This is a genomic window from Sphingobacterium bambusae, from assembly GCF_033955345.1.
GTDB lineage: Bacteria > Bacteroidota > Bacteroidia > Sphingobacteriales > Sphingobacteriaceae > Sphingobacterium > Sphingobacterium bambusae.
Genome location: NZ_CP138332.1, coordinates 850,941 through 867,751, shown reverse-complemented (window position 1 = coordinate 867,751; position 16,811 = coordinate 850,941). Strand labels below are relative to the sequence as shown.

Genomic DNA, 16,811 nt, shown 5'->3' with positions numbered 1-16,811 from the left:
CGTGGTAAAATTAAAGTTGTGCCTCCGCTAAGGTTTGTTGATTGATGCTGTCTGGGTGCGAAGTATTATGCTCTCCTTTTCGCATAAGTTTTTCTTGCAACGTTTGGAAAAGGATAAAGAGAACCGGGATAATGAACAGCCCTAGGACGACACCTGCCGCCATACCGCCTGCAGCGGCAATACTAATGGCATGATTCCCCTGCGCCGAGGGGCCCACGGCTCCCATCATCGGTATCATGCCGGCAATAAATGCCAAGGAAGTCATAATGATGGGGCGTAACCGTAGCTTAGCAGCTTCGAGGGCTGCGTTGGCTATGGATAGGCCGTTCTTACGCCCTTGCAGCGCGAACTCCACAATCAGGATGGCATTTTTTGCTAATAGACCGATCAGCATCACCAAGGATACCTGTACGTAAATGTTGTTAGAGATACCTGTCATCCCAATGGCAGCAAATACACCAAATATGCCCGTTGGAATGGACAGGATCACCGCTAGTGGTATCAGATAGCTTTCATACTGTGCCGCTAGCAAAAAGTAAACAAACACTAAACAAAGAATAAAGATCAAGGTAGACTGTCCGCCGGAAACGATTTCCTCCTTGGTCATACCCGAGAACTCGTAGGCGTATCCGTTGGGTAGCTGTTGTGCAGCGACTTCTTCCACCGCTCGAATGGCATCACCGGAACTGTATCCCGGTTTCGGAATGGCATTTATGCCGATGGAGTTAAACAGGTTGTAACGCGATACCGTCTCTGGACCAAATACCCGTTTCAATTGCACTAAGGTATTGATCGGAACCATCTCACCCTGTACATTTTTTACGAAAATACCATCCATTGCCGCGAGCTCTTTACGGTTTTCAAAATCTGCTTGGACCATCACCCGGTAGTATTTACCAAATCGATTAAAGTCGGATGCTTGGGCACTACCGAAGTAACCTTGCATGGTCTGTAAAATATCCTTGGTCTTTACACCAATCTGTTCCGCCTTTATGTCATCCACCTGTAGTTCATATTGCGGATAATCGGCACGGAAAGTCGTGAAGGCCATCATGATCTCCGGTCGTTGCATCAATTGGGCAAGGAAATTTTGGCCAACGCCACTAAATTTATCCAATTTACCACCTGTTCGATCCTGTAAAACCATATCCAGTCCGTCCACGTTGCTAAATCCTGGAACTGTAGGGAAGGTGAACACAAAGAAGTTGGCACCCTTCACCTTGGCCAAGCGGGCGTTGATCTCGCCCATAATGGCATCGATATCCTTTTGTGGTCCGCGATCTTTATGCGGCTTTAGCAGAATAAAAGCTACGCCGGCCGAAGGACTGGTCGATTGGGTCAAGATATTGAATCCCGACATTACGTTCAACGTTTTTGTGAAGGGTGCGTTTTGTAAAAGTTCTTCTGCTTCTTTCAATGCATTGGACGTTCTGTTTAGTGATGAACCGGCGGGCAACGATACGGAAACGGCAACAAACCCTTGATCTTCCGATGGTATAAACGCGGTAGGTGTTCGCTGGATCATAAAGACGGTTAAAACAATCAACAGCGCAAGGGCAGCCATACCCAACCATTTCTTGCGGATCAGAAAACGCAAACCTCCCAAGTAGTTGTTCGTTACTTTATCAAAACCTACATTGAACCCCGCGAAAAAGCGCTCTTTAAAATTTAGTTTTTTCGTATTGGATCCGTGATGTTCCACCGGTTTGAGCAGCAATGCACACAGGGCTGGGCTCAGTGTCAAGGCGTTGATGGCTGATATCACAATGGCTATGGCCAAAGTAAAGGCAAATTGCCGATAGAATAAACCCGTGGACCCCTCCATGAAACCAATCGGTAGGAACACGGCAGACATCACCAGGGTGATGGAGATAATAGCACCGGTAATCTCGCCCATGGCGGATGTTGTAGCCAGCTTTGGCGGTAGATTGCTATGCTCCATTTTACTATGTACGGCCTCTACAACAACGATGGCATCATCCACGACAATCCCTATGGCCAATACCAAAGCGAACAGCGTCAGTAAATTGATGGAGAAGCCGAAGAGCTGCATGAAGAAAAAGGTGCCCACAATGGCTACTGGAACAGCGATAGCTGGAATCAAGGTTGATCGGAAGTCTTGCAGGAATAGGAAAACGACCAAGAACACCAAGATAAAAGCTTCGATCAAGGTTTGCTTGACCTGGTCGATCGACTGGTCTAGCGCATCTTTGGTATTGTATAAAACCAGGTATTTTACGCCTTTTGGAAAGCTCAGTGATGCCTTATCCATAAGTTCCTGTATAGCGATCTGAATTTCGTTAGCGTTGGAACCGGAGTTTTGCATAATACCAATGTTCAAACCCGTTTTGCCATTAATGCGTGTACTGCTGGCATAGGTGTATGCCCCAAGTTCAACGCGGCCAACATCTCTTAGCCGAAGGATCGATCCATCACTGTTTGAACGGATGATGATATTTTCGTAATCCGTCGGTTGGTTGAGCTTCCCTTTATATTTGATGATGAATTCAAAAGCTTCCTTGGTATTTTCTCCAAATTTGCCAGGAGCCGCTTCGATATTTTTATCTTGGATGGCAGCCATAACTTCAGCGGGCGTTAGTCTGTAGGTCGCCATTTGGCTCGGATTGAGCCATACACGCATCGCATAATCTTTGTTGCCGCCAAAGGCAATGGCTTGCCCCACGCCGGGAATACGTTTAAGCTCTGGGATGATGTTGATCTGCGCATAGTTATTGATAAACGTTTGATCATATTTCTCGCCTTCGGTGTACAGATCGAGCACCATGATCAGGCTGTTCTGTTGCTTGGCGGTCGTTACACCGGCTTGCACCACTTCACTGGGCAATTGACTGGTTGCCTGCGCGACGCGGTTTTGTACATTGACGGCCGCTTGATCGGGATCTGTTCCCAATTTAAAGTAAACGGTAATCATCAGCGACCCATCATTACTGGCTGTGGAGCTCATGTAGCTCATGTTTTCCACACCATTGATGGATTCTTCGAGTGATGGCGCCACGGCGCGCAGCACCGTCTCTGCATTGGCGCCGGGATAAAGTGCGGTTACCTGCACAGCCGGGGGCGCTATTTCCGGGAATTGTTGTAACGGAAGCTTTAATATACCGATCACGCCCAGTATAACGAGCAGGATGGAGATGACCGTAGAAAGTACAGGACGTTCTATGAAAGTTTTTAGCATGGTTCTTTTGCGTTGATGTTATTTTGTGTTTTTTGATTTACTATCCTGAGGACTGATCTGCTGCCCATCCTTCAATAGTTCCATTCCTCGGGAAACGATTCTTGATCCGGGAGCCAAGCTGCCCGTTACCAGGTAGTTTTCTCCGTTTTTGCCGACGATGTCCAAAGACTGTTGCGATACGGTGTTGTCCTTGTCTACGGCAAATACAAAGACCTTATCTTGTATTTCTACCGTGGCCGCTTGCGGCACGAGGATGGCCTCCTGATAGGTCTTCGCTAAGCGGATGCGACCGGTGTTTCCATTTCGCAAAATCCCCTGCGGATTGGGAAAGGTAGCGCGGATACTGATGGCACCTGTGTTTTTATCAAACTGCCCATCGACCATATCAATTTTTCCTTCATGTTCATAAAGGCGCTCATCAGCTAAAATCAAAGAGATAGGGGGCAGTTGGGCTATTTTTTGCTCTATGTTGTCACCCTTGGATTCATTGGTGAATTTGACAAAATCTTTCTCACTTAGCGAGAAATAAACGTGCAGATCGTGCACATCGGAAAGCGTGGTCAACGGCAGTTGATCAGCAGGGCCCACTAGGCTTCCTTGTTTACGCTGTAATCGACCAATATATCCTTGCGAAGCAGCGCGTACCTGTGTGTAGTCGAGGTTTATTTTTGCTGTTTCCACCGCCGATTTGGCTATTTCGACATTGGACTTCGCAATATTCCGAGCGCTTAGCGCGGACTTCAACTGGAAGTCGGTCAGTACTTTGTTGTTTACCAAGCGCGTCTTTTTTTCGACTTCCAACTCGGCGTTTTCAAGGGCTGCCTCGGCGGCCAACAGATTGGATTTTGCCTGATTGAGCTGTTCCCGATAGGGGCGACCGTCGATCTTGAATAGCAATTGTCCTTTAGCTACTTTAGCGCCTTCGTCTACGAATATCTGCTCCAGTATGCCGTCCACCTGCGGACGTATTTCGATATTGGCCGTGCCTTCAATGGCCGCTGGATATTCTGTCTCTAGCATTTGTCCACGATCGGCGATCGTTATTACCGGCACGGCTACCGCGACGGCTGCTGCGGGCGTCTGGCTGTTGCCACTGCTGCAACTGTAGAGCAAAAATGGAAGGAGGTACACGATTGATTTTACTGGTGTAAACAATTTAACAGTGTTAAATTTAAGCCAAAGGCCGTTTACGAATTTGGATGTTGGATGCATTTTCATATGATTTGTGGGTAATTAAGGGAGTTTAAACTCGAGTAAATATTTAATTTAGTGTATTAGATTATTTAACACTGTTAGGTAATAAAACGATGTTTTGTTATGTGCAAAAAAAATTAATCGTATAAGGAGCGTGTGATGCCGTTTATGGCGTCTTTGAGAACTTGCTCATTGGTAGTTGGTCCATTGCCTTTGTCAACCAAATTAATCGAAATCAAGCCGTGAATGATCGACCAAAACGTAAAGTACTTTCGACAAACCAGTTCGTCAGATGGTGATTTATCGGCCATGATTTCCTTAATGATGCCAGCGATAATGTCACCGAAAGATTCGACACCTTTTAATTTGTCGCCCACGCAACAGGCCGTTCCCACGCCAAACATCAGTTGGTAGAGTTCACGTTCCTGAAAAGCAAAATCCCAGTAGCTGATCCACACGGCTTCTAGCTGTGCGTCGAGCTCGGTATGTTCGGCTTTAGCTTGTCGAACATGCTTAGCCAATAGCAGATGCCCCTGCCTAGCGAGCTCGTTCAAGATAGCCTCCTTGTTCACAAAGTATTCGTAAATCATGGGGGCGGTATATTCAATCTGGTCTGCAATTTTCCGCATGCTCAGCGCTTGCCATCCGTCTTCTTTGACGATGCTCAGCGCGGCTTCCAGAATGTTGCTCCGGTTGCTCTCTTTTTGCCTTTGTATACGTTCTTTGCTTCCCATTTCTAATGCTATAAAAATATTTAACAGCGTTAGGCAAAAGTAGAATTAAATTTGGAATCGACTGACATAGATTTGTCATATCGCTTTTTCTTTTAAAAAGTTTAGATCGAGTTAGCGAAGCAATTCGAGATTTTGTTTGGATAAGTGTGGGTTAGTTTGTCTGTAAAGGTTGTTTGCATTGATAAAGGTGTGCGCTATAAGAAAAAGGAGCTCACAGATTTTTTGTTTTGTACAAGATTTCTCGAACCAGAAAATAACAAGGCGATTCGGTTTCTAATTTCTTTTTGAGTGCTCTTAGCACCGGAGCCAATGTTTTCGCACGCACATGTCGATGGATCTTTTTGTACTGCTCGGTCATGACGGTCATTTGTGCAAGAAGATGTTCATATTTTTGATAGGTGCTGAGTAACATACTGATGCTTTCCTCAATTTCTTGCGTGCTGTCAGTCCCTTCGAGTTTTTCTTGCAGCAGCATTTCTTGAAGATTTTGCAATCCATCTACTAATGTACGATGTTGTTTTTCACTAATACTTCGCATATTGTTTCTTGTCGTGCAAATTTACCTCTAAATATACGGTTTTAAGATAAGATGTGGATTAGAATTTGATTAGAAATTAAGTTAAATTATATTGGGTTATCTGTTTGTGTTTTTAATAGCGATTTAGTAGTAAAGGTTTTTATATGGTTGTTTTGGTTAATAATTATTTTTTTTGATTCTGCTAAATTGCTCGTAGCGGAATCCCCAGCGATAGAGCATGATGTTCCTCTACGCTATCGACTATAATATGTATGGCCAGGCTGTAATCTATTATGAAATAAAATCTATTGGTTTACTAGTTTTTATTGAATATTGTACTATATTTGCATATCGTTACACAATTGGCGTTGGCAGCGATTAGTAGATAGTATCCACAAAAAAACAATATTATGAACAAGTATTACCGCGCATTAACAATTTCAAATTCCATCCTTTATCGCTTTACGATCAGTAGACAGATGTCTTCAAGAATGTGTTCGCTACTGTCCTAATCACCGAGACTTTCTAAGAAGCTTCTGCAATCCATCTTTCTGATGCCTCCGGTTATTGCTGTGTGTCATCAAGATGTTGATAGGAGCAATATACTGGCCAAACCTTTTGTAAGGCTAGGATTAATCACCTAAACACCCTATTTAACCCATGAAAAACAACCATTGGAAACAATCGGTCTTGGTTTGTTTTGTCTTTCTTTGTGTAAGTAAGCTTTACGGTCAAGGTCAAGTTTCTCCGATTATTAATGCCGACCTAAATGGCACCGTCTGGGATGCTACAGCAAACATTCCCATCGTTGGCGCTACGGTACAACTTGATGCCGTGACGCATACTGTGCAGACTGATGTTCGCGGTCGATTTGCCTTTCGAACAGGTCAGAAATTTCCTTTTCGCTTAATCGTTAGCTATATCGGCTATGTTTCGGATACCATTACGGTCGATCGCTCACCTGTGGAGATCAGATTAACGCCAATCGATCAAAATCTGGAGGAAGTTGTCGTTGTGGGCTACGGCACATCAAAAAAACGCGATGTCACGGGCGCGATTTCACAATTAAAAGGGGAAGACCTCAATGACAGGCCTATTGCTAACATTGTACAGGGTATGCAAGGCAAGGTACCCGGAATCGATATCACGTCCAATAATCGTCCGGGAGGGGTGGGCGCTATTAGCATTCGCGGAAATCGTTCGATTAACGCGTCCAATGCACCGCTGTACGTTGTGGATGGGATACCCATTTCTGCAAGTGAAGCGGCAATGATTAACCCCAAAGATATTGCATCCATTGAGGTGCTGAAAGATGCATCGGCAACCGCTATTTATGGCTCGCGAGGTGCCAATGGTGTTATATTAGTTACTTTACAGGAAGGCAAGAAGGGGCAGGTTTCGGTACGCTACGATGGATCGGTTTCCTTTGATCAGCTTCACGCCACAACAGACTGGATGGATGCTGCTGCACTATTAAATTGGCAGCGGCAGACGCATATCAATGGGGGTACGTATACCGGGAAGTACGGAACGGCTCCTGATCCTGATTTCGATGTTTCCAATTTTGGTGGAAATGATAGCTATGGTCAGGAATCCATTAGACGTGCTTATACTTGGGATGCAGCGGGAAAGATCGTCCTGCGGGATGCTACTCCTGAAGAAATTGCCAATGGATACAGCAGTCAGGTGCCGGTTTACAATGCAGCGAATCTGTTGAATCAAAATTGGACGGATCTCGTCTCCCGTATAGCGAAGACACAAAACCACAGTATTGCCCTATCCTCGGGGACGGAAAAATCCAGTCTGTATTTGTCCGCTGGCTTGTTGGATCAGGAAGGCGCGATGATCGATCAGGACTTTAAGCGGTATTCGGTTACGTTGAAAGGCGATGTTTCGCCTCGTAAATGGATTAAACTAGGCCTTTCTACCTTTGGCAGCTATTCGCTACAAAATTATGGTATGGCAGATAATTCCGGGAATTCAGGGGGTAAGGATTCTTATGGACAGGCTTTACAGCTGATGCCTTACGCACCCGCTTATGATGAACAAGGCAATATATTGAACAGTAATGGTACAGGCCTTTCGGCACATAATGTGCTGTTAAACATTGAAAATAGCAAAAACGAATATACCCGATACAGTGTGCTCACGAACGCCTTTGCACAGATCAATTTCAGCCCTTACCTTCGTTACCAGCTGAAATTTGGCGTGCAATATTCAGGTGCTGAAAACGGGTCATTTTATGGACCCAACTATACAAATCCGTTTTCGGCAGTAGGAACCGCGCCATTGATCGGTTACAATAACCATGGTAAAAATCTATCTTGGGTAGCGGAGAACTTACTGACCTTTGATAAGCAATGGCAGGACCATGCGTTGAAGATTGATGCGTTGCAGTCCTCACAGGAAAATAAGTCTAACGGAATCAACATTCGTTCGCAAGAGATCACCTTTCCCACATCGCTATGGTATAATTTATCGGCGAACGATCTCGGTAGGCCCATGAGCTATGGTACTTCATACAGCCGTTCTTCGCTGCTTTCGTATATGCTTCGCGCCAATTATGTACTTAAAGACCGATTCCTTTTGACTGCGACAGGGCGCTGGGATGGTGCTTCGGTACTTGCCGAAGGCCACAAGTTTGATTTTTTTCCCTCTTTAGCGGTAGGTTGGAAACTAGAAGAAGAGCAATGGGTGAAAGATTTGGGTTGGGTTAATCAGTTCAAGCTGCGGTATGGATGGGGTGTTACGGGGAACTCTTCGGTATCTCCCTACCAAACCACAGGCGCGATCGGAGGAGCTGCCTATGTTTTCGACGAAACGCAGTATCCCGGATACAAATCTTCTGTTATGCCTAATGCCGGCCTTCGATGGGAGAAAACACAGCAACATAATGTGGGCATTGACTTTTCGTTCCTAAATAATCGGATATCCGGATCGTTGGAATGGTATCAGGCTAAAACCAACGATTTACTGCTGTCGCGATCTATTCCGAATGTTTTGGGTTACAACAGTGTGCTCTCGAATATTGGAAAAACGAGCAATCGTGGGCTGGAAATTGCCATAACAAGTCGAAACCTAGAAAGAAACAACTTTTCATGGTCGACGACGTTGACTTGGAGCAAGAACAAAGAGCAGATTGTAGCGTTGTCGGATGGCGCGGTTGACGATGTTGCCAACGGTTGGTTTATTGGGCAGCCTATTGCTGTTTTTCGCGACTATGCCTATGATCGCTTATGGCAGGATACACCAGAAGATCATCGCCTGATGGAGCTATACCGCAAGATAGGAAACATTACGGCCTTGCCGGGCCAAGTGAAGGTTCAGGATCAGGAGCTGCGGGAGGTAGCGCTGGGCACAGAAGGCGCTCGATCCGTGACCTTGGCTTCTGGCGAAACTGTAACCTTCTTGGACAACGGTTTTGGGACGATTGATGACAATGATAAAGCTATTTTAGGAAGCAATCGCCCAAAATGGGTAGGCGGTATCGTCAATTCGTTTGCCTACAAAAATTGGGATTTCTCCTTCTTTCTGCATGCACGTATAGGCAACTTGTATTACGGTGCATTGCAAACCTATGGACGTCGTACGGAGGACGATATTTGGAGTCCGGAAAATACGGACGCATCATTTCCTCAACCCACCACCGCTACATTCACGAATTACAATTATACCAGAACTTATACGAGTGGAAGCTTAATTTCCTTGCGCTATATTTCGTTGGGCTACCGCTTTAACCAATCTTTACTGGAGCGGTTAAATGTTGGAAGCTTGCAAGTTTATGCTCAGGTGTTGAACCCCGTCATTTGGGGCGGCGAAGCAGTCAAAATCGGGCTCAACCCTGAGGATGTGAATGGATGGGATACGGTGGCGGGGGCACAGCGCGGGGGACAAACGGCCAATACCATCTTGTTGCGTAGCGCTGTAGTAGGTTTACGTATAGGTTTATAGTACATATTTAACGATAATAACATGAAAGCTAAAAAATATATAACCAACCGCATGTTTGTGGTCGTCGTTTTTTCCGTTAGTGCGCTCTCGGCATGGTCATGCAAAGATTTTTTGAAAGAAGAGATGGTTTCCACCATCACCCAAGATTATTTTGAAACGGAGAAAGGCTTGGATGAATTGGTTGTTGCTAATTACAATATCCTACGTTGGAAGTTTGGCTTTATGGAAGGCCCCTTTCTTTTCGAAACCGGAAATGATATTGTGGAGCCGCTGGATAACGCATGGGCCACCTTTAGCCCTGCCGTATGGTCGGCATCGGGCGCTGCAGGCGATTATGCCAACAATCTGATGGGCTATTACCAACAGCAGCTTTTGGGAGCTTATCCCATTATCAACGACTGCAACAAAGCAATCGAAATCATCTTGGAAAGGGCTCCTGGGAAATATGCTACAGATCAAAGCTATGCAGCACAGCGGCTTGCTGAAGTCTATTTTTTGCGGGCCTATGCTTACTACCTGTTGGTAACGCAGCTAGGCGATGTGCCTTTCCCGCTTAAGAGCAACAATACCTTACCCAATAATTTTTATCTGCCTAAGTCTACTTCTGCAACCATCTATAGCCAGCTTATCACAGATTTGCGCTACGCGGAAGAACATTTGCCCAATCGTTCACAAACGCAGCGAGGACGTTTGACGAACGCTGCTGCCGCCCACTTTTTGGCCAAGCTATATCTACAACGGCAGCAGGCAGCGCCATTCAGCTCTTACAGGAATGCTGACGGAAGCATAGATCGGAGTAGCAGCAATGCTCATCTTGGGCTGTTATATAAGGGTGAAGGAACTGCCGACCTAGATTCTACGATTTTTTACGCAAACAAAGTGATTAGCTCGGGCATACAGTTGGCTGACGATTATTGGGATCTGTTTGCCGTCGCAAGGGGCGATTGGTCTAATGAGGCAAATGCGGAGATCATTCTACAGGCATCTTATGGGAATAATTTGGACAATGGCCGTTATGGAACGCGTACAAATGCGGCATTTACCGGAGACTATCGTAACGCCGCCTGGAATATCCCGAGTTGGACATGGGGCTATGGCTTGTTAAGAGGCCAGAGCTTTCTTCCTTCCGATTGGGGCTACGATGTATTCACCGATAAGATCAACGATTCCCGTTTTGAAAAATCATTTCAGCTGGAGTATGAGAGTGCTTCCTTCGATAATGCTTCGCAAACGGATGGTCCTGGCTTGGCTTACACCGATTCCAAAAATGCATCCCTAGCTTGGCAGGCGGCAGAGGCTAGTTATTTTAATAGCCTCATTAAGCCTACCTACAAACGACCCTCTTGGGACAATAGACAGGCTGTTGCCGGTCAACGGAAAATTGGGCGCGGAGATTTGGCGCTCGTGTTTTTGGAAAATAGCAAGGAAACTGCTATCGACATACAGGAGGCTTTAGCTCAACCATACGTGCTCTATCCACGATGGGTAAAGCAAGAGGGTAAGATCTACTATCGGAAAACGGGAGCCGACCGCTTAAATTCCAATGCCGGACTACTCCTTAGTCGGCGGGTAAGGCCATCGTCGCGAAAGTTTGTTGACCCCAACCGCAGCACCGTAGACAACCATTTTGGTACGCGTGATGTGGCGATTTTCCGATTAGCCGAAACGTATCTGCTCCGGGCGGAAGCCTATGGTAGAAAGGGCGATTACGCCAGTGCCATTGCTGATATTAATACGCTACGTAGCCGTGCAGCATACAAGTCTGGCGAAAGGCGTGCCGAAGTACTCGCTCGCCTTTATCCGGGAGCCGACCAATTGCAGGCAGACGAGCGCAGCTATCCGTATGTGGCCATTGCTGGCACTTACGACCGCATTCGCGTGGACGCAAGCTACTGGGATGGCAGTTCTGAAAAGTCAAAAGCAGAAAACTATCCGCTGGAAGCCAGTTCTAACGAAAAGCGCTTCATACACTTTATTTATAATGAGTTTTCGCGTGAATTTAACACCGAACAGAATGTCTACGAAGGTATACACCATGCGGGTATTCAATTGGAGCGGGTCTTGCATCATGCACAGTTGGCATCCAATCGCTCCGCGGCTTGGCCATCGGCGGATAATCCAACGAATGGAAATGGGCAGGATGGCAACGGAAAAGGTACCTTTACATCGTTCCATACGTTCAAGCCGTTTCCGCAGTCATTTATCAGTATGTTAACCGATGAGAATGCCGTACTTTTGGATGAGGCCGCTCGACGAGCCTATCAAAATCCGGGCTACTAAAACCTATATGGAATGACACCTACAAGAAGAGATTTTTTGAAAAATTCGGCGCTGCTAGCCCTGTCTCTTGGGCCGCTCTCTGCTGTGGCTCAATCGGCGAGGAGAGCGGAACAGCGAAACCTAAAGCAGGTAGCTTTAAAGTGGATCGACGAACAGGGACCTCGTGTTTCATTGGGAACAACCTTTGGCATACCTTGGCCACTTGGCGCCGTGAAGGAAAGCGATGCCTTTGTGCTTCGTGATGACAAGCAGAAGATCGCCAACCTGCAGTCTTGGCCACTTGCTTTTTGGCCTGATGGATCGGTAAAATGGTCGGCTTTTGCCTTATCCAATGCAATGGATCGGGCTGTCGGCAGTTTGTATCTGCAAAAGGAAACCGAAAAGATAAAAAGGGATGCGGGCATTCGTGTAACGGAAGGGCAGGAGAGCTTTATCATCGATAATGGTAGTTTGCGACTGGAGTTTGCAAAAAAGGGATCAAGTGTGCTCCATCATATTTGGATAGCGAACAAGTTGGTGGCTCGCGACGCACATTTGAAAATACTTCTGCAGGATAAACCGGATACCGAAGGCGTCTCTGTCATTCAACAACAGGAGTGGCTGTCGATTATCGAGCATACATATATAGAGAATCAGGGTTCGGAACGCCTGTTGCTGCGTGTAGATGGATTCCATCAGGATCAAGAAGGGCAACGAAAGTTTCCGTTCATCCTCCGTTTTTATATCTACAAAAGCCAGCAGACCGTCAAAACGATGTACACCTTTTTATATGACGGTGATGAACAGACGGATTTTATTAAAGGTATTGGCTTATCGCTGTCAGTACCTTTTCATGAGCAGCCTACTTACAATCGCTATGTGCGATTCGTGGGCGATGGAGCTGCCGTATTTGCGGAATCTGTAAAAGGACTGACCGGTTTGCGCCGCGACCCGGGGGAGGATATCCGTTCGTTGCAGGTGCAGGGAAAGGCCTTTCCGCTAGAGGCGATCGATGAGCGTGTGCGTCGCGGCCTTCCGTATATTCCGGAATTTGGCGATTACAGCCTTTCACAGTTGCACGCTTCGGCATTCCGTATTGATAAACGTACGACCGAAGGGCATTCCTGGATTCACGCTGTAGATGGTAAGCGATCAAATGGTACGGCCTATCTAGGTAGTGCCGAGGGAGGTGTGGCTTTTGGGATCCGCAATTTTTGGCAAAGCTATCCGGCGCAACTCGATATACGTCATGCCGCCCGTGAGGAAGGCACTTTGACGGCTTGGCTGTGGGCACCCCGTGCGCCAGCTATGGATCTACGCTTCTATCACGATGGCATGGGGCAAGACACCTATGAAAAGCAATGGGAAGGGTTGGAAATTACCTATGAAGATTATGAAGCTGGTTACGCGACCGCACATGGTGTTGCCCGCAGCAGTGAGCTTTACCTCAGCTTTTTTTCTGAAACACCGGCTACAGCAACCTTGGCTGATTATGCGCATGCTTATCAAAGCCCGCCTTTACTCACCGCAACGCCCGACTATCTGTCTAGCGTAGGCGTTTTTGGGGATAATTGGAGCCCGCCAGCTAGACAAACAGCTACTGAGCGAGCGCTGGAGGATCAGCTGGACAAGCTGTTTACATTTTATCGAGAGGAGGTCGATCGCCGCGCTTGGTACGGCTTTTGGAATTACGGCGACGTGATGCACGCCTATGATGAAGACCGGCATGTATGGCGCTATGATGTGGGCGGCTTTGCTTGGGATAATTCCGAGTTGTCCACAGATCTATGGCTGTGGTATTACTACCTGCGTTCGGGTAGAGCAGATGCTTTTCGTATGGCCGAAGCGATGTGCCGACATACGGGCGAAGTAGACGTCTATCACCTCGGTAAATTTGCTCCCTTGGGGAGCCGGCATAATGTGATGCATTGGGGCTGTAGCGCCAAGCAATTGCGAATCAGCACCGCAATCAACAGGCGTTTTTACTATTACTTGACAGCAGATGAACGCACTGGTGATCTCTTACGTGAGCAGGTGGAAGCGGTACGTAAGTTAGAAGATGTCGTAGCATTGCGGAAACGTATCAACGAGCCTTTACACGCGCCGAAAGGGAAAATGCTTGTCGGTTTTGGTACCGATTGGGGAGCGGTCGCTGCTGCTTGGTTTACCGAATGGGAGCGTACTCGAGACCCTAAAATCTTGGCACGATTGAAAGAGAGTATGCGTAGTATTGCCAAGCAGCCGCAAGGGTTTTTTACAGGCTTGAGTCTCTTCGATCCCGATACAGGGAGCTTCGAACAGCAAGATCATGCTAAAATCTCCGTGTCACATCTGAATGCCGTGTTTGGCTTGGTGGAGATCGTACAGGAAATATTGATCAGCATTCCTGATAAAACATTTGAACAGTCTTGGCTAAGCTATTGCCGTTTGTACAACGCGTCAGCGGAAGAGCGCTTGGAAAAACTGGGGACGGCAGCTGGTAAATTTAACTTACGTAGTAGCCATGCCCGCTTGACCGCCTATGCCGCCGCCAAGTTGGATGATCGGCAGCTTGCGGAAAGAGCGTGGCAAGAATTTCTCGCCGACGAAAATGTGCAAACTCGAGAAGTGACCAGTTTGACCGCGGAGAATGCTTGGCCAGCGATACAGGAATGGCCTGCTATCTCTACCAATTGGGCGGCTCAATGGGGTCTTACCGCTATCCAATGTTTACATTTTATCGGAAAATATCGTTAATATTATAAGATGATTTTACGACAACTGCTAACGATTGCTTTTGTGTTGCTGCTTGCTGGGGTAACGGCTGCTCAAAGGCAAGCAACCTCAACGATCAGCATGGATCTGGAAAACCATTCGCGATGGCGTGCTGAATTTGAATATCCGCATAAGTCGCGGCTATATACTGATGGGGAGACCATCACAATCGAATCTTTTGGAGGAGCCACACTTTGGTTGGACAGCCTTTTGACAGGTGATTACATTATTGAGTACGAGCGTATGGTGCTGCTCGATTCGGGTAAATATGATCGGCTTTCCGATCTTAACCAATTTTGGCTAGCCAATGAAGCAGATGCCGTAGGTACGTTACATGGGAAAGACGGAAAACTGGCTTCATATGATGCGCTGGATCTATTTTATGTGGGCATGGGCGGCAACAACAACAGCACCACACGCTTTCGGCATTATGATGGTACCGGCGAGCGCCTGCTGCTGGACGAGAAAAATGAGCAAGCTTATTTGCTGCAGCCCAATGTGTATTATACCATAAAGACGGTGGTATCACCCGCAAATGGGTTTACGGCATTTTACGTAAATAATGAGCTTTTATTCTCCTATAAAGGTGCATTGCACCATGCAGGCTTTTTTGGTTTTCGACAGACCGCTGCCCGTCAGAAAATCAGAAATGTAAGAATTTATAAGCTGGACAGTTTGCATGGACAACAGTAATTAGTGACTTGGTTCGCTATCGGACAAATTAAATAAGCTCCATATGATGAGAAAGATTTTATTGAATACGGCCCGCGGATACGGCATATTTGCCGTGTTACTGTTAAGCCTAAGCCATGCCGCTGGGCAACAAAGGCCCAATATTGTTTTTATCCTAGCGGATGATCTGGGCTATGGTGATATCGGCGTGAATGGGCAAAAGCTCATTCAAACGCCAAACATTGATCGCCTCGCTGCCGAGGGGCTGCTTTTCGAGCAGTTTTATGCCGGAACGTCGGTTTGTGCTCCTTCACGTTCATCACTCATGACCGGTCGGCATACCGGACACACGTTTATTCGCGGCAATCTTGGCGTATCGCCCGAAGGGCAGTATCCGCTTGCCGATTCGGTGTTGACCGTCGCCGAACTGTTGCAGCAAGCGGGCTACGTGACCGGGGCTTTTGGAAAATGGGGCTTAGGACCGGTGTTGTCTGCAGGAGATCCCAATAAGCAAGGCTTTGATCAGTTTTTTGGTTATAATTGCCAATCGCAGGCCCATCGCTATTATCCCACACATCTATGGAACAATACGCAAAAGATTATGTTAGAGAAAAATGGCGATCTCGAATATAGGGAACAGTATGCGCCAGATATTATTCAAAAGGAGGCGCTGCGCTTTATTGATGCCAATAAAGATCGTCCTTTCTTTTTGTTTTTACCCCAAATCTTGCCGCATGCCGAATTGATCGTGCCAGACGATAGTCTCTTTCGATCTTACGTAGGGAAGTTTCCGGAAACGCCTTATGCGGGTGATGATTATGGATTGGGGGCAAAGTCGGCAGGCTATGCTTCGCAACGCTATCCGCATGCTGCCTTCGCCACTATGGTAGCCCGCTTGGATCGGTATGTAGGCGAAGTTGTAGACCGCTTGAAGGCATTGGGGATAGATAAAAATACATTGATTGTGTTTAGCAGCGATAATGGCCCTCATCAGGAGGGCGGTGCCGATCCGGCTTTCTTCAACAGCGCTGGGGGCTTGCGTGGTGTCAAACGCGATCTTTATGAAGGCGGTATTCGCGTGCCACTTATCGTGCGCTGGCCGCAGGTGGTCAAGCCGGGAAAAACAACGCAGCATGTGGCCGCGTTTTGGGATCTCTTTCCCACCTTTGCCGAGGTAGCCAGCGCATCGCCAAGCCTGCCTACGGATGGTCTTTCTTTTCTCCCTACATTAGCCGATTCCCCACAGCAACAGAAACATCCATACCTATATTGGGAATTTCATGAACAAGGTGGAAAGCAAGCGTTGCGCTATGGCAAATGGAAGGGCATTCGCCTACAGGCTGCCACAAAACAGCCCAAAGCGCTGGAGTTGTACGATCTCGATACCGATCCGCAGGAGCAAAACAATCTAGCAGCGGACAACGCGATCGTGGTTGCGCAGATTGAAAAATGGATGACAGAAGCACATGTGGAAAGTCGTATTTTTCCCTTTGCTGCAACCGCAAAACAAGAGCAAAATAGTGAAAACTAGAAC

9 protein-coding genes are annotated in these 16,811 nt (G+C 46.9%); 5 read left to right on the top strand and 4 right to left on the bottom strand.

Annotation, left to right across the window (positions count from 1 at the left end; genetic code table 11):
• Nucleotides 1-10: 10 nt before the first annotated feature.
• From SCB77_RS03640 to SCB77_RS03625, 4 genes are all read right to left on the bottom strand, one after another.
• Nucleotides 11-3,196, bottom strand: coding sequence for an efflux RND transporter permease subunit (locus tag SCB77_RS03640; protein ID WP_320185066.1), 3,186 nt, complete (start codon nt 3,194-3,196; stop codon nt 11-13).
• An 18-nt stretch (nt 3,197-3,214) separates the two neighbouring features.
• Nucleotides 3,215-4,414: an efflux RND transporter periplasmic adaptor subunit gene (locus tag SCB77_RS03635; RefSeq protein WP_320185065.1), complete on the bottom strand. Its 1,200-nt coding sequence runs from the start codon at nt 4,412-4,414 to the stop codon at nt 3,215-3,217.
• Between the two features lie 113 nt (nt 4,415-4,527).
• Nucleotides 4,528-5,124 carry a TetR/AcrR family transcriptional regulator gene (locus SCB77_RS03630; protein WP_320185064.1) on the bottom strand — a complete coding sequence of 199 codons (597 nt, stop codon included), beginning with the start codon at nt 5,122-5,124 and terminating at the stop codon, nt 4,528-4,530.
• Between the two features lie 211 nt (nt 5,125-5,335).
• The gene (locus SCB77_RS03625) at nt 5,336-5,662 is read right to left on the bottom strand and encodes a hypothetical protein (protein ID WP_320185063.1); all 327 of its coding nucleotides are present in this window, start codon (nt 5,660-5,662) and stop codon (nt 5,336-5,338) included.
• Between the two features lie 639 nt (nt 5,663-6,301).
• Between SCB77_RS03625 and SCB77_RS03620 the strand changes: the two genes are divergently transcribed.
• The 5 genes from SCB77_RS03620 to SCB77_RS03600 are packed head-to-tail and all read left to right on the top strand — an operon-like array spanning nt 6,302 to nt 16,808.
• Nucleotides 6,302-9,592 (top strand): SusC/RagA family TonB-linked outer membrane protein, encoded by a 3,291-nt coding sequence (locus SCB77_RS03620; RefSeq protein ID WP_320185062.1) that lies wholly within the window; start codon nt 6,302-6,304, stop codon nt 9,590-9,592.
• Nucleotides 9,593-9,613: 21 nt separating this feature from the next.
• Nucleotides 9,614-11,872, top strand: a complete 2,259-nt coding sequence (locus tag SCB77_RS03615) for a RagB/SusD family nutrient uptake outer membrane protein (protein WP_320185061.1) — start codon at nt 9,614-9,616, stop codon at nt 11,870-11,872.
• A 12-nt stretch (nt 11,873-11,884) separates the two neighbouring features.
• Nucleotides 11,885-14,587: an exo-rhamnogalacturonan lyase family protein gene (locus SCB77_RS03610; RefSeq protein ID WP_320185060.1), complete on the top strand. Its 2,703-nt coding sequence runs from the start codon at nt 11,885-11,887 to the stop codon at nt 14,585-14,587.
• Nucleotides 14,588-14,596: 9 nt separating this feature from the next.
• Entirely contained in the window at nt 14,597-15,298 is a 702-nt protein-coding gene (locus tag SCB77_RS03605; protein ID WP_320185059.1) for a DUF6250 domain-containing protein, read from the top strand.
• A gap of 43 nt (nt 15,299-15,341) precedes the next feature.
• Nucleotides 15,342-16,808, top strand: a complete 1,467-nt coding sequence (locus tag SCB77_RS03600) for an arylsulfatase (RefSeq protein WP_320185058.1) — start codon at nt 15,342-15,344, stop codon at nt 16,806-16,808.
• The last annotated feature ends 3 nt before the right edge of the window (nt 16,809-16,811 follow it).